General features: G+C 59.8%; 6 protein-coding genes. 5 read left to right on the forward strand and 1 reads right to left on the reverse strand.

The window, feature by feature from the left end; translation table 11 throughout:
* The first annotated feature begins 906 nt into the window (after positions 1–906).
* Together VSQ83_RS09905 and VSQ83_RS09910 are read left to right on the forward strand one after the other, a co-directional pair.
* Positions 907–3,102 carry an OsmC domain/YcaO domain-containing protein gene (locus VSQ83_RS09905; RefSeq protein WP_326426393.1) on the forward strand — a complete coding sequence of 732 codons (2,196 nt, stop codon included), beginning with the start codon at positions 907–909 and terminating at the stop codon, positions 3,100–3,102.
* A 329-nt stretch (positions 3,103–3,431) separates the two neighbouring features.
* Positions 3,432–5,222: a putative bifunctional diguanylate cyclase/phosphodiesterase gene (locus VSQ83_RS09910; RefSeq protein WP_133078366.1), complete on the forward strand. Its 1,791-nt coding sequence runs from the start codon at positions 3,432–3,434 to the stop codon at positions 5,220–5,222.
* 150 nt (positions 5,223–5,372) lie between these two features.
* On the opposite strand, the gene pdxR is transcribed toward VSQ83_RS09910, so the two are convergent.
* Positions 5,373–6,791 (reverse strand): MocR-like pyridoxine biosynthesis transcription factor PdxR, encoded by a 1,419-nt coding sequence (gene pdxR, locus VSQ83_RS09915; protein ID WP_326426395.1) that lies wholly within the window; start codon positions 6,789–6,791, stop codon positions 5,373–5,375.
* A 132-nt stretch (positions 6,792–6,923) separates the two neighbouring features.
* On the opposite strand from pdxR, the gene VSQ83_RS09920 reads away from it, so the two are divergent.
* The 3 genes from VSQ83_RS09920 to VSQ83_RS09930 all read left to right on the forward strand — a co-directional run bounded on the left by VSQ83_RS09920 (position 6,924) and on the right by VSQ83_RS09930 (position 12,866).
* Positions 6,924–7,373 carry a carboxymuconolactone decarboxylase family protein gene (locus tag VSQ83_RS09920; RefSeq protein WP_219261417.1) on the forward strand — a complete coding sequence of 150 codons (450 nt, stop codon included), beginning with the start codon at positions 6,924–6,926 and terminating at the stop codon, positions 7,371–7,373.
* Between the two features lie 260 nt (positions 7,374–7,633).
* Entirely contained in the window at positions 7,634–9,346 is a 1,713-nt protein-coding gene (locus VSQ83_RS09925) for a ShlB/FhaC/HecB family hemolysin secretion/activation protein (RefSeq protein WP_326426397.1), read from the forward strand.
* Positions 9,347–9,428: 82 nt separating this feature from the next.
* Positions 9,429–12,866 (forward strand): hemagglutinin repeat-containing protein, encoded by a 3,438-nt coding sequence (locus VSQ83_RS09930; RefSeq protein ID WP_326426399.1) that lies wholly within the window; start codon positions 9,429–9,431, stop codon positions 12,864–12,866.
* The last annotated feature ends 16 nt before the right edge of the window (positions 12,867–12,882 follow it).

The following is a 12,882-nucleotide window of genomic DNA, read 5'->3' on the forward strand; positions in this document are numbered from 1 at the left end:
TGCCGGCATCAGTATGATGTGGCGATGGCCTGGGCAGGAGCACAGTTGCTCCTGCTTTATTACAGATAAAGGGTCGGTACGAAGTTGAACGGGCAAAATATTAACTGCGAAACGATTGCAATATCAACCTTTAAATCGGAAGAGATTTATATTCAGGCTATATAGGCGTATTTCAATATTTATTGCCTGACAATAAATAACATTTTGGCCGTTCCCGACTAAAAATAACTCCGCCCAATGGCAGGTGCCTGGAGCCGGGCCCTGTGGTAGCGGGCACTGCTCAGGGCGGTGTGGCGACCCTTGCCTGGGCCTTGTACAGGCGGGGAGGTGTGCGCTGGCCGGTGTGAGTTGGCCTGAAAGCGAGTCGTGCAGGGGGCGTGCCGTACCTTGTGGTTGGTTTGCTTGTATCGATAGTGGCATTTTGATATGTCTGTGTAAATAGTGTTTTATGAACATGTTGTGGGAGGGGGTTAATTGTCTTGAATATGGGGTGCTAGTTCTAGATATAAGAGTTGTATATGAAGTGTTTGATCTGGGTAAGTGCATTTTGTTTGTGCATATATATAGGGCGGGTCTTTGAGTTGCACCAAAACAGTGACTGAATTGTTGTTTGTGGTCACGGTTGGTGGGTGTAATGGATGCTCAAGGTTTTCTGGTTTTGCGAAGCCCTCGTGAATTCAGATCACACGGTAGCCCATTCGAGCTGGGAGTTTTGGCCCTGCGACGGTTTCGTCGGGGTGCCGCATCACGTCGATCGCAGCCTCGCGCTGCTCGTCTGCGACTACAGTTTTTGCCCATGGTCCGCTTGGGGCCGGCCAGCGGGCGCCAAGCAAAAGCACAAGACTTCACGCTGAAAAACCGGATAATGGCCGCCAATTATTTGTCTGGTTATTCTGGTAATCCCGCATGGAAATCAAGGTCAACTTTCTCGACAACCTCCGACTTGAAGCCAAGTTCGATGACTTCACCGTGGTTGCCGATCAGCCTATCCGTTACAAGGGCGATGGTTCGGCTCCTGGTCCGTTCGATTACTTTCTCGCTTCGTCGGCGTTGTGCGCGGCTTACTTCGTTAAGTTGTACTGTGCGACCCGCAATATTCCTACCGAGAATATCCGCCTCTCGCAGAACAACATTGTTGACCCCGAAAACCGCTACAACCAGATTTTCAAGATTCAGGTCGAGTTGCCTGCGGATATCTCGGAGAAGGACCGTCAGGGCATCCTGCGCTCCATCGACCGCTGCACCGTGAAGAAGGTGGTGCAAGCCGGGCCCGAGTTTGTGATTGAAGAGGTGGAAAACCTCGACGCCGACGCTCAGGCGCTGCTGATGCCTTCAAGCGGTTCCGAGGCGGGTACTTATATTGCCGGCAAGGATCTGCCTCTGGAGCAGACCATTGCCAATATGTCCGGCATTCTGGCTGGCCTGGGCATGAAGATTGAGATCGCGTCGTGGCGCAATATCGTGCCGAATGTGTGGTCGCTGCATATCCGCGATGCGCAATCGCCGATGTGCTTCACCAACGGCAAGGGTGCGACCAAGGAAGGCGCCCTGGCGTCGGCATTGGGCGAGTTTATCGAGCGGCTCAATTGCAACTTCTTCTACAACGACCAGTTCTGGGGCGAAGAGATCGCCAATGCCGAGTTTGTGCATTACCCCGAAGAACGCTGGTTCAAGCCAGGGCGCAAGGATGAGCTGCCGCCCGAGATTCTCGATGCCCACTGCCTGAAGGTTTACAACCGCGAGGGCGAGTTGCGGGGCTCCCACCTGATCGATACCAACTCCGGCAATGAGGAGCGCGGTATCTGCTCGCTGCCGTTCGTGCGCCAGTCGGACGGTGAGGTGGTGTATTTCCCGTCCAACCTGATCGAAAACCTGTTTTTGAGCAACGGCATGAGCGCAGGCAATACCTTGGCCGAAGCCCAGGTGCAGTGTCTGTCGGAGATTTTTGAGCGTGCGGTCAAACGCGAAATCATCGAGGGTGAATTCGCCCTGCCGGATGTGCCGCAAGAGGTGTTGGCCAAGTACCCGGGAATCGTGGCCGGTATCCAGGCGCTGGAAGAGCAGGGGTTCCCGGTGCTGGTCAAGGATGCGTCCCTGGGCGGTGAGTTCCCGGTGATGTGCGTCACCCTGATGAATCCACGCACTGGCGGTGTGTTCGCTTCATTCGGTGCGCACCCGAGCCTGGAAGTGGCACTGGAACGCAGCCTGACGGAGTTGTTGCAAGGCCGCAGTTTCGAAGGCCTCAACGATTTGCCTCAGCCGACCTTTGAAGGTCACGCGGTGACTGAGCCCAATAACTTCGTCGAGCACTTTATCGACTCCAGCGGTGTGGTGTCGTGGCGCTTCTTCAGCTCGAAATCCGATTACGAATTCGTTGAGTGGGATTTCACCAGCCAGGGTGAAAACGCCAATAGCGAAGAGGCCGCAACCCTGTTCGGGATTCTCGAAGGCATGGGCAAGCAAGTGTACATGGCGGTCTATGAGCATCTCGGCGCCAAGGCCTGCCGTATCCTGGTGCCGGACTATTCGGAAATCTATCCGGCCGACGACCTGATCTGGGATAACACCAACAAGGCGCTGTTCTTCCGTGCCGATATCCTGAATCTGCATCGCCTGGATCTGGACGATCTTAAAGGCCTGGTTGAGCGTCTGGTGGAAAGCGAGCTGGATGACTACACCGATATCACTACCTTGATCGGCATCGAGTTTGACGACAACACCGCCTGGGGCCAGTTGACGATCCTGGAGTTGAAGCTGCTGATCTATCTCGCCCTGGAGCAATATGAAGAGGCGAAGGAAGCGGTGGAAATGTTCCTGCAGTACAACGACAACACGGTAGAGCGCGGCTTGTTCTACCAGGCCGTGAATGCTGTGCTGGAAATGAAGCTGGACGAAGACCTGGAGCTGGAAGACTACGAAGCCAACTTTCGTCGCATGTTTGGCAACGATCGGATGGATGCCGCGATCGGGTCGGTGGAGAGCACCGTGCGCTTCCATGGCTTGACGCCAACCAGCATGAAGCTCGAAGGGCTGGACAAGCATCTGCGCCTGATCGAGAGCTACAAGAAGCTGCACACGGCGCGGGCCAGGACCCAGGGTTGATGGCGTTGGCCAAAAAGCACCTCGACCGGGTAATGCCCGTCAGTCAATGAGTGCTGTGGGAGCGGGGTTGCTCGCGATTGGAACGGCACGGTGTGACTGTCTGACCGTGTCGCTTGCATCGCGAGCAAGCCCGCTCCCACAGGGGTAAAGTTTCACCGCTGGACTGACAAGCAAAAGCACCTTCGGGTGCTTTTTTGTTTCTGGCTGTCGTGGTGAAGCACCCGTATCGGTGCTTAACTGCTCCTCTATACGGGTATCAGACGCTAAGTGGATTTCCCTGCAGATCAGGCTTGAAATTGCCTTGGCGGCCCCTTATTTGAGCGCTTTCCATGTCCAACATACCTGCCACACTGCTGATCGTTGATGATGACGTTCAGATCCGCTCACTGCTCGAAGCCTTGTTGCAAGAACAGGGTTATCGCACGCTGACTGCCGGCTCGGGTGAACAGGCCCTGGCCACGGTCGCTCAACAGCCTCCGGACTTGATCCTGCTCGACGCCACGATGCCCGGTATTGACGGCTATCAGGTGGCCCGTCGACTCAAGGCGAATGCATCTACGGCCAATATCCCCATCATCATGCTGTCGGGCCAGGGCGAGCAGAGCGCCCGTCTTCTGGGGCTTGAGGCGGGTGCCGAGGACTTTCTGTGCAAGCCGGTCGCCAGTGACGAACTGTGGTTGCGGGTACGCAATCTGCTGCGGCTCAAGGCGTTTGGCGACCATCGGGCGGTGCATACCCTGATGCTTGAGCAGCAGCTGGAAAAACGCACTAGCGACCTGGAGCGTTTTCGCTCTGCGATGGGGACCGATGAGCGGCTGCTTAAAATGGCCAATTACGACCCGCTGACCGGCTTGCCCAATCGCGACCTGTTCTACACCACCCTGCAGATGGGGCTGACCCAGGCTGCGTTGCGGGGTTGGCAGCTGGCGGTGGTCACGATCGGCCTGAACGACTTCAAGAACATCAACCTGACCTGGGGCCATTTGATGGGGGACAAGGTGCTGGCAGAGTTCAGCCAGCGATTGTCCAATTGCCTCAATGTCAGTGACACCCTGGGACGGATGGATGGCGACGAACTTGCGCTGATCCTGATGATCCGCAAAGGCCAGGCAGGCCCCAGGCAGATGGTTGACCGTATCCGCGAGGTGCTGCGTGATCCGTTCAAGCTGCATGGCCATGACACACCGATGACGGCCAGTTACGGGATTGCCCTGTACCCGGACGATGGCGCCGAGGCGCACCGCCTGATCAAGCATGCAAATACGGCCATGGGGCTCGCCAAGCAGGCGGGTAAAGACACATACCGTTTTTACACGGCACAAATGAACGTCGAGGTCATGGCTCGTCAGGAACTTGAAACCGCATTGCGCGATGCGGTTCACAAGCAGGCGTTCGAGGTGTATTACCAACCGAAGATAGGCCTGGCAGACGGTCGGATCTGCGGTGTGGAAGCACTGTTGCGCTGGCACCGGCCGGGGCATGCCGCTGTTTCTCCGGCGGTTTTCGTGCCGCTGCTGGAAACCCTCGGGCTGATATCCCGGGTGGGCCAGTGGGTGATCGACCGCGTGTGCAGCCAGATTGCCCAATGGCAGCGCTCAGGCCTGGGGGCGCTGCAAGTGGCAGTGAATGTGTCGGCGCAACAGATTTGCGAAGGCGATCTGGTCAATGATATCGAGCGCTCCCTCAAGGCCCATCAGCTCGACCCCCATTTGCTTGAGGTGGAGCTGACCGAGGGCTCGCTGATGGAGAACACGCCCCATACCGTCAGCAGTTTGCTGACACTGAGGGACATCGGCGTGAAAATCTCCATCGACGACTTTGGCACCGGTTATTCGAGCCTTGCGTACCTGAGCCGTTTCCCCATCGACACGCTCAAAATCGATATCGCGTTTATCCGTGAAGTCACCTTCAGCCCTCAGGATGCTGCCATTGCGCGTACGATTATCGAGCTGGCTCACAGCCTTGGCCTGCAAGTCATCGCTGAAGGTGTGGAGACCCGTGAGCAACTTGAGTTCTTGACGAAAAACGGTTGCAATCAGGTGCAGGGTTATCTCTTTTGCAGGCCTCTGCCGTCGGTGGAGCTGGAAGCGCTTTTGCGCGAACCGCGCTGTTTTATTTGATGTTGAGACGGCTCGGGTTCCGATCGTTGAAGAGTGGCGCCTGTATCGCATGCAAGCCAGCTCTCACAGGACTAAGGTGTTCACACAACAGTGTGGGAGCGGGCTTGCTCGCGATGGCATCACCGCGTTTTGCCTCTGTTTCCACAGGCTCTAACCGGCAGGCTTGAGCAGCGCCAGGATCCGCTCGCCCAGTATTTCGGCACTGGCCTGGGACGCGATGTTGGCAAACCCCAGCAGCAGACCCGAAGGTTTTTCCCCCTGCAGGCTCCACTCGCTCAGCGCTTCGGCAAAGAGCCCGTCCTGGCGCATGCGCTCCACCAGTTGCCAATCCGGCTGCTGGCCTTCAAGGCGCAGGATCAGGTGCATGCCCCCCGGGTTGGCATCAATGCGCACGCGAGTCCCCAGCACTTTTTGTAGCTCGATCATGGTAAACGCCCTGCGCTCGCTATAAAGCTTGCGCATGCGCTGGATATGCCGGGCGAAATGGCCTTCAGTCATGAACGTCGCGACGATGGCCTGAATCAGTTCCGGGCAACCGCTGCGAAAGGTCTGGCTGGCCTGTTGAAAGCATTCAACCTGGGCTTGGGGTACCACCACATAAGCCAGGCGCAGCCCCGGAAACAGCACTTTGCTGAACGTGCCGCTGTAGAGCACCCGTCCATCACGGTCCAGGCTTTTGAGTGCGGGCAGCGGGCGGCTGACGTAGCGGTATTCGCCGTCGTAATCGTCCTCGATGATCCATGCCTGTTGCTGGCTGGCCCAGGCCAGCAGCTCCAGCCTGCGGGACAGCGATAGCGATACGCACAAGGGGCTTTGATGGGCGGGTGTGACGACGGTCGCCTGGGCGTGCAGCGCCTCGCTTCCCTGTGCAGGCAGCTGCATGCCGTCATGATCGACCGGCAGGGCCACGGTCTGGATCTGCAGTTGCTCCAGTAACTGGCGGGTCGGCGGGTAGCCGGGGTCTTCAATCAATACCCTGTCACCGGCCTTGAGCAGAGCATGGGCGATCAGCGACAACGTGTCCCGGTAGCCGGCTGTGATGAAGACTTGGGCGGCAGAGCAGGCGATACCGCGGGAAACCTGCAGGTAAGTGGCAATGGCCGTACGCAATGATTGCAGGCCGTGAGCCGACGGGTTGGCCATGTCCTGGGCACGGGTGCTGCGCACGCATCGCGCGCCGATTTGTGCCCATACCTTTTTGGGAAAGGCGTCCAGCGCTGGCAGGCCCATCTGGAAGGGCAGTGTCTCGGGCTGGTGCCTCACGGGCGGGCTTGACTCGGGGGTGCGGGTGGCGAGTGCTGGTTTGATCGTGATGTCCGGCGTCACGATGGTTCCTGCCTGGCCGCGGGCTTGCAAGTAGCCCTCTGAGGTCAGAAGCGAATACGCCGTATCGATGGTGCCCCTGGCCAGTCCCAGTTCCTTGGCCAGGGCTCGGGCTGCAGGCACTCGCTCTCCGGGGGCCAGCAGGCCGTTGGCAATGGCTTCCCGAAAGCGCCAGTAGAGTTGCCGGTAAATGGGTTCGCTGGTGTCCGGATCAAGAGGGGAGAAGTGTGGAATGGGGGGTTTCATGGTGTTCCCTTGTGCCTGATCCCGGAGCTGGATAGATCATGGCCTGGTGATAAAGCCAAATCTTGGCTCTTTTTGACAGGGCCAAGAAACCCCACTATGGCGCCACTCAAACAGTCAATGCAAGGGCACGTCATGAACCAGCGTATCGATTATTCCAAGGCTTCACCCGAGGGCTACAAGGTATTTGGCGGGGTGTACGGGTATGTGCAAAACAGCGGATTGCCCAAGGTACTGATTGATCTGGTGTATCTGCGGGTTTCGCAAATCAACGGCTGCGCCTACTGCATCGATATGCACTCACGGGATCTGCTCAAGTCCGGCCTGAGCGTCGAAAAGCTGGTACTGGTGCCGGTGTGGCGCGAGGCAGGCGAGTTGTTCACGACCCGTGAGCGGGTGGCCCTCGCCTGGGCCGAAACGGTCACGCTCGTCGCGCAAACCGGGATCCCGGATGCGGACTACCAGAGCGCGGCCGCCGAGTTCAGCGACAAGGAGCTGGCGGACCTGACCTATGGCATCGGCCTGATGAATGCCTATAACCGGTTTGGCGTGGCCTTTCGCTTAAAGCCTGCGGCGGCGGTGTAACGTTGTTGTCCTGTAGCCGCTGAGGAGCGTAGCGAGGCTGCGATCGATCATGAAGCGGGCGCAAACTGGGAACACGCGGCATGTCTGATTAATCGAGGGCGCAGCCTGAAGCCTCTTCAATCGTAATTTAACTACATTTTGTAACTTAAATTTTATATTTGAAATAATACGAATTGTACGTTGTCACAGTGATGAAAGCCCTGCGAGCTGTTTTTTCAGGGCCCTGAATCGCCTTCAAGGCGTTTTGAGGATCTCGTGTGATGGCGCTTCTCCTGATCAGGTCCCGGTGTTTTACCCTGGCGCGAATCCTGTGTTCGCTGTGTCTGTGCTCCTCTGCGCTGGCCGCGGCCGAAGGGGGGCAGCCCGGTCAGGAGGTCCTGCGCCTTCAGCAGCAACAACAAAGGGCCGTGCAGCAACTGCAACTGGAGCAGCGTCGGCGGCAACTTCAGCGCACGGGTTCCGGCGCACAGTCCTCAGTGACGCCAGAGCCTGTGCTCACCGCGCAAGAGGTGGACTGCTGGCCGATCCAAGGGGTACGGCTGGCCGGTGTCACCCTGTTCCGCCCCGCAGTGCTGGAGGCACGGATCAAGCCCATCTTGGCGCCGTGCATGGGTATCAACCGGATCAATCACCTGCTGGCCGAAATCACCCGCCTGTACGTCGAGGCCGGCTACATCGCCGCCCGTCCTTACCTGAGCAGCACGCCTTCTGCCGGGCAACCGCTGGATATCCGGGTCGACGAAGGCTATGTCGAAACGATCGAACTGGCTGACCAAAGCCTGCCTCTGTCGTTACGCACGGCATTCCCCGCCATGCTGGGTGCGCCGCTGAACCTGCGTGATCTGGAACAGGGGCTGGACCAGCTCAACCGGCTGCGCTCGGTGGACGTCACGGCGGATGTCGCGCCCGGCAGCGTGCAGGGGGCTTCGCGGATCATTCTTCGCTCAAACGCCGGGCAGCCCCATTGGGGGCTGGACCTGAGCCTGGATAATCTTGGCAGCATCGCCACCGGCCGTGATCGCAAGGTGATCGGCTTGAGTCTGGACAGCCCGTTGCAGCTCAACGACGCGCTCAACCTGGGCTTCAGCGAGACCCTCAACCACGGGCCGCGCTTCAGCCGCAGCAACAGCCTGTTCTATTCGGTGCCTTACGGTTACTGGACCTTGAGTGCATTCGCCAGCCATATCGAGTACCGCGCGCCGATCAAACTCAGTACCACCACACTCTATGGCAGCGGTCGCACCGATCAGCTCAGCTTGCGTGCGGACCGCGTGCTGTGGCGCGACCAGGGCCATCAACTGAGCGCCCATCTGCAGTTGACCCGCAAGGCGGTCGACACCTACCTGCAAAAGGCCCGGCTGGGTATCCAGAGTCCGACACTCACGGTGGCCGAAGCCGGTTTCAATCTGTTCTGGCAGGACGCGGCGGTGTGGAATCTGGACGTGACTTATGCCCAGGGCCTGACCTGGCTGGGGGCAGACCGTGACAGCGATCAGGTGCAGAGCAGTCTGCCCAAAGCGCAATTCGGAGCGTACCGCGCCAACCTCATTCAATGGCGCAACGGCCAGTTATACGGGCAGCCCTGGCAGTGGCAGAGCCAATTGACGCTGCAATACAGCCCCGACCCGTTGCCTGCCATCGAGCAACTGTTGGGCACCGACGACTCGGCGGTTCGCGGCTATCGCGACAACAGCGCCTCCGGTGCCATCGGCGCAGTCTGGCGCAACACGCTTTACGTGCCGCTGCGTAACGATCTGCCTATCCGCATCACCCCCCGCATCGGCCTGGACAACGGCTGGGTCAAATCCGGGTACGGCGCTGCGGGCCAACGCCTGAGCGGCGCAAGTGTGGGCCTCAACCTGCGCTGGAAGGGTCTGCAACTGGACCTCGATTACCAGCGCCACCTCACTATTCCCAAGGGTTTTAGCCAGGAGCCGCACGTCTGGCTGGCACGCCTGAGCGTGCAGATATAACGCCTGCAGGGGCCCGACAAGCCCCTGCAGCGTTACACCGGGCGACGTGTGTCGCCTCATCACTCACGCAAAGGAAGACGCTATGCCTATTAACAGACAACACTTTCACCTGTCCCCCCAGGGAGCGCTGCGCCGTACAATTGCCAGCCTGCTTCTATTGCCGCCACTGGCCCTGGCCAATGGCATTACCGGGGTCGATGGCCCCGGCGGCACGCCGCAACTGCACAACCAGGGCGGGGTGCCCATCGTCAATATCGTGGCCCCCAACGCGGCCGGGCTGTCCCACAATCAGTTCCTCGATTACAACGTCGATCGCCAGGGTGTGGTGCTGAACAACGCATTGCAGGCGGGGCAATCCCAACTGGCCGGGCAACTGGCATCCAATCCGCAATTTCATGGTCAGGCAGCCAGTGTGATCCTCAATGAGGTCATCGGTCGCAACGCGTCGGCACTCAACGGCGCGCAGGAGGTATTCGGGCGCAAGGCCGATTATGTGCTGGCCAACCCCAACGGGATCTCGGTCAATGGCGCCCGCTTCATCAACGCGCCCAACGCCAGTCTGGTGGTGGGGCGGCCCGAACTGAATAACGGCAAGCTGCACGCCTTCAACACCGCTGATGCCCACGGCCGATTGAGCGTGCAGCAGCAGGGGCTGGACAACCCTGACGGAGCGATCGGCCTGATCGCGCCGCAGATCGACAGTCAGGGCCAGATCAGTGCCCGCGACTCCTTGACGCTTGTGGTTGGACGCAATCAGGTCGACGCCGCCAGTGGCGCGGTGAACACGGTCTATCTGGGTGGCACGGCCAAGGACGGGCGCATCGACGCGAGCCTGTTCGGGGCGATGAAGGCCGGGCGCATCAATATCATCAGCACTGCCGAAGGGGCGGGGGTTCGCCTAGGCGCGGTGCCGGTGGCAGGTACTGACTGGGTGAGTATCCGCTCTGCGGGCGATCTCGAGATCAGCGGCCAGACTCACGCCAACAGCCTTGAGGCCACCCGTGCCGGGGTGCACAGCAGCCGGGGCGATGTCGGCCTGCACGGCGCCAGAGACGTGACACTGGCGGGTGCCGATATCAGCGGGGGCAACGTCAAGCTCGACGCGGGTCGCAATCTGATCCTGAGCAGCCTGGAAAGTACGGCCCTTCAGGAAAAACGGGATCAATGGAGTAACAAGGCGCTCTTTGTGACCTATGAAACTTATGATCGCACCACCACCGACAAGGACTCGCGCCAGCACGGTACCCAGGTCACGGCCCGGCAAAACGCCGCACTGTCTTCCGGCGCCGACACCCTGCTCAAGGGCAGCCACGTAGAGGCGGGCGATACCCTGCGACTCAACAGCGGCAAAGACCTGCGTCTTGTGGTCGCGACTGAAACCCATGACACCCGGGACCAGGGCAATCACCGCAAAAACCTATGGAAGGAAAGCTGGGACACCTCAACCCATGATGAGCGCACTGTTGCCAGCAGCCTCAAGGCAGGCAAGTCGATCGAGCTGGCCAGCGGGCAAAAACTGCAGTTGCAAGGGGCCGAGTTGAAAACCCCGGGCGATATCCGGCTCAGCGCCCGTGAAGTCGAGATCGCCAGTGCCAGCCGCAGCCAGAGCCACACCGGCACGCGCTATTCCGGCGATTTGCTGGGGGGCAGCTTCTTCGGCAGCCAGGGCGAGGGTGACGGGGACAGAACCCTGCACACCGGTAGCCAGGTCAACGCCGGTGGCAAGCTGATCGTCAAGGCCGACGATGTGCACATCAGCGCCAGTCAGGTGCGCGGCGGCACCCAGGCCAGCGTGATCAGCGACACCGGTTCGCTGGTGATCGATGGCGTCCACGACACGTCCCGCGACAGCAGTCATAACAAGGACAGCAGTTTTTTCTCGCTGATCAATGACGAACGCCGCAAGGACCACAGCGACCGCACGCTCGTCGCCAGTGACCTGCATTCGGACAGTAACCTCACGCTGCAAAGCGCACGGGACATTACCGTCAGCGGCTCTACAGTGTCGGCAACAGGTGAAACCGGAGTACAGGCCAAGGGTGATATCAAGATCGTTGCGGCTGAAAATACCGCCCGGGACACCACCCGCACCGACAACCGTGGTTTCACTGCCAGCACCAGAGAAACCGCGCCCGGCAGCCATGAGTACCGTGTGGATGCAGGTTTAAAGGATCAGCAGCACACCAACGTCACCGAGACAACGCGGCAGCAGGGGGCAAGCCTCAGTGGCCGTGCTGTGGCCGTTAATGCGGGGGGCGACGTGAGCATCAAGGGCTCGGACCTTGCCGCGACCGGGGGCGATGTGAACCTCAAAGGCAAAAGCATCGAACTGCTGGCGGCACATGACAGCACTGACAGCAAAACCCGGGATATCACCACGGGTGGCGGCATCGTCTGGAGTGCAAGTCTGGGCAAGGTGGGCAGTGGCCTGGAGTTTGTCCGCCAGGACAGTAAGGACAACGCCAACCGGACCACGGCCAAAACCAGCAACGTGACAGCCACCGGCAATGTGCATGTGCAGGCTGACAATACCTTGATCAATGAGGGCTCCCGGATCGTTGCCGGCTCAGGGTTGCAGGTTAATGCGGGCCAGATGGACAACCGGGCGGCACGCAACAGCGAGTCCAGCTCCCACACCGAGACCGGCTGGCAGGCCGGGCTGGGGGTGAGTGCCGAGATCAGTGGCCTCAGCAATCCGCTGGAAAAAGTCGTCAAAGGCCTGGTCAACGGCACGATGCCCCAGGCCGCTTTGATGGACGGCATGGAGCTGGCCAGCGTGGGGCTCGACGGGCAGGTGGGGTATCACAACAAGACGCAGGCGCAGCAGGACAGTACGGCGCTGGTCAGCCAGCTCAGTGGCGCCACGGTACAGGTCAATGTTGGTGGCAAGTTGCAGGATGAAGGCACGCAATACCGTGCAACCGACGGTGCCTTGAATATCCAGGCGGGAAGCCATGACGCCAGCGCTGCTGTCGACACCCACAGCCGCAGCGAGCAGGGCGTGGCGGCCAAGGTTGGCGTACGCGTCTACACCAAGACCGGGGAAGATGTGAATGTGCGCGCCAACGGCTCGGGCGAGTTCAACCGGGCGCAGGAAAGCACCAGTACGGCCCAAGCAGGCCGCTATGCCGGGGCCAAGGGGGTGAGCATCGCCACTCAAGGCGATGCCCGCTATGAAGCCGGCGACTTCGACGGTGATGCGGGCTCAGTCAACCTCAATGCCGGTGGCAAACTGGCGCTGGAGCAAACCACTGACACCCGCAGCCAGAGCGCCATGGGGCTGAGTGCCAGCGGTTCGTTGGCGCTGGAAACCGCTGAGGGCACCAACCTGACCCCTGAGGGCCACCTGAAGTTTGACTACCAGCCCGACAACTCGCCAGCCAACGAGGCCCATGTCGCGACGTTCCGCGGGCAGGAACGGCTGCGGCTCTCTGGTGCCACGGTTGGCGGTGATCTGTTGAAGGGTGAAAACAAAGAGCGCCAGTCGTTACAGGGCAAGATTGACCAGGCCATAAACTAAAGTCAGGGGCCCGGTG

It is taken from the genome of Pseudomonas sp. DSV-1, assembly GCF_035830915.1.
GTDB lineage: Bacteria > Pseudomonadota > Gammaproteobacteria > Pseudomonadales > Pseudomonadaceae > Aquipseudomonas.

Excerpts from the sequence above, each read along its gene's own strand:
- VSQ83_RS09930 (WP_326426399.1), top strand. The coding sequence starts at position 9,429 with ATGCCTATTAACAGACAACACTTTCACCTGTCCCCCCAGGGAGCGCTG.
- pdxR (WP_326426395.1), bottom strand. The coding sequence starts at position 6,791 with ATGAAACCCCCCATTCCACACTTCTCCCCTCTTGATCCGGACACCAGC.
- VSQ83_RS09925 (WP_326426397.1), top strand. The coding sequence starts at position 7,634 with ATGGCGCTTCTCCTGATCAGGTCCCGGTGTTTTACCCTGGCGCGAATC.
- VSQ83_RS09910 (WP_133078366.1), top strand. The coding sequence starts at position 3,432 with ATGTCCAACATACCTGCCACACTGCTGATCGTTGATGATGACGTTCAG.
- VSQ83_RS09920 (WP_219261417.1), top strand. The coding sequence starts at position 6,924 with ATGAACCAGCGTATCGATTATTCCAAGGCTTCACCCGAGGGCTACAAG.
- VSQ83_RS09905 (WP_326426393.1), top strand. The coding sequence starts at position 907 with ATGGAAATCAAGGTCAACTTTCTCGACAACCTCCGACTTGAAGCCAAG.